This window comes from Mycobacterium sp. TH-M82 (genome assembly GCF_057473605.1).
The window spans coordinates 1-1,393 of the sequence record NZ_JBYCKY010000346.1 but is presented as its reverse complement, the minus strand read 5'-3'; the positions used below and the strand labels follow the sequence as shown (position 1 = coordinate 1,393).

Annotated in this window: 3 protein-coding genes; 2 read left to right on the top strand and 1 reads right to left on the bottom strand. The window is 65.7% G+C overall.

Translation table 11 applies throughout. From position 1 onward, the window contains the following. Window positions 1-19: 19 nt before the first annotated feature. Window positions 20-691, top strand: a complete 672-nt coding sequence (gene nucS, locus AC2VON_RS10650; protein ID WP_486952926.1) for an endonuclease NucS — start codon at window positions 20-22, stop codon at window positions 689-691. A gap of 23 nt (window positions 692-714) precedes the next feature. Next, a complete protein-coding gene (locus tag AC2VON_RS10645) occupies window positions 715-1,011 on the top strand; it encodes a hypothetical protein (RefSeq protein WP_486952925.1) in 297 nt (98 codons plus the stop codon). Window positions 1,012-1,015: 4 nt separating this feature from the next. Here AC2VON_RS10645 and mce read toward each other — a convergent pair. Continuing rightward, window positions 1,016-1,393: methylmalonyl-CoA epimerase (gene mce / locus AC2VON_RS10640; protein WP_486952924.1), on the bottom strand; the 378-nt coding region annotated here is incomplete at its 5' end.

The following is a 1,393-nucleotide window of genomic DNA, read 5'->3' as shown; positions in this document are numbered from 1 at the left end:
CGGCTTTAAGGTGGATCGGGTGCGTCTCGTGATCGCCCAGTGCACCGTCGACTACACAGGCCGGCTTACCGCGCATCTGCCGTCAGCGCGGCGGCTGCTGCTGATCAAGGCCGACGGCTCGGTGAGTGTGCATGCCGATGACCGCGCCTATAAGCCGCTGAATTGGATGAGCCCGCCGTGCTCTTTCATCGAGGAACTCGACGGCGAGTACCCGGTGTGGGTGGTGCAGAACAAGGCCGACGATCAGTTACGCATCACCGTCGAGCACGTCGAGCACGACTCCAGCCACGAACTCGGCGCCGATCCGGGGCTGGTCAAAGACGGCGTGGAGGCTCACCTGCAGGAGTTGCTCGCCGAGCACGTCGAGCTGCTGGGCGCGGGGTACTCGCTGGTGCGACGTGAGTACATGACCGCTATCGGGCCGGTGGACCTGTTGTGCCGCGACGAGCAGGGCCGCTGTATTGCGGTGGAGATCAAGCGCCGCGGCGAGATCGACGGCGTTGAGCAGCTCACCCGCTATCTGGAGTTGCTCAACCGCGATAGCCTGCTCGCGCCGGTCAGCGGCGTGTTCGCCGCACAGCAGATCAAGCCGCAGGCTCGTACCCTGGCCGCCGATCGCGGTATCCGTTGCCTGACACTCGATTACGACGCCATGCGCGGCATGGGCAGCGACGAGTACCGGCTGTTCTGAGACGGTGCGACTAACATAGACGCATGGCTGCGCGCCGTCTCCCGCGGCGTCGCGGGCGGCAACCACGCTTGTTGCCCGAGTCGCAGCGGCTGGAAACCGGACCTGACGGCTACCGCTACGAAGTGCGGCCGGTCGCCGGTGAGCAGGCACGCAAGACGTACCGGTGTCCCGGGTGTGATCACGAGATTCGTTCCGCCACACCGCATGTGGTGGTGTGGCCGGTCGACTCCGGGTTCGCGGGACTTGACGACCGCCGGCACTGGCATACGTCGTGTTGGGCTAACCGCGCCACCCGCGGCCTGACCCGAAAATGGTCTTGAAGTGTCAGTGACCGGGAGCCGGCTCGACCAACTCGATGAGCACCCCGCCGGTGTCCTTGGGATGGATGAAGTTGATCCGGGAGTCCGCCGTACCGCGCCGGGGCGCGTCGTACAGCAGGCGGACGCCCTGCTCGGTCAACCGATCGGACAATGCTTCGACATCGCTGACCCGGTAGGCCAGCTGCTGGATGCCGGGCCCGCGTTTGTCCAGGAACTTCGCGATCGTCGACGACTCGTCGATGGGGGCCATCAGTTGGATCTGAGCACTGCCCACCGGAGCGCCGCGCACCGCCAGCATCGCCTCCACGATGCCCTGCTCCTCGTTGACCTCTTCGTGCAGCACGATCATGCCCAGATGGTCGTGGTACCACTTCTTGGCCGC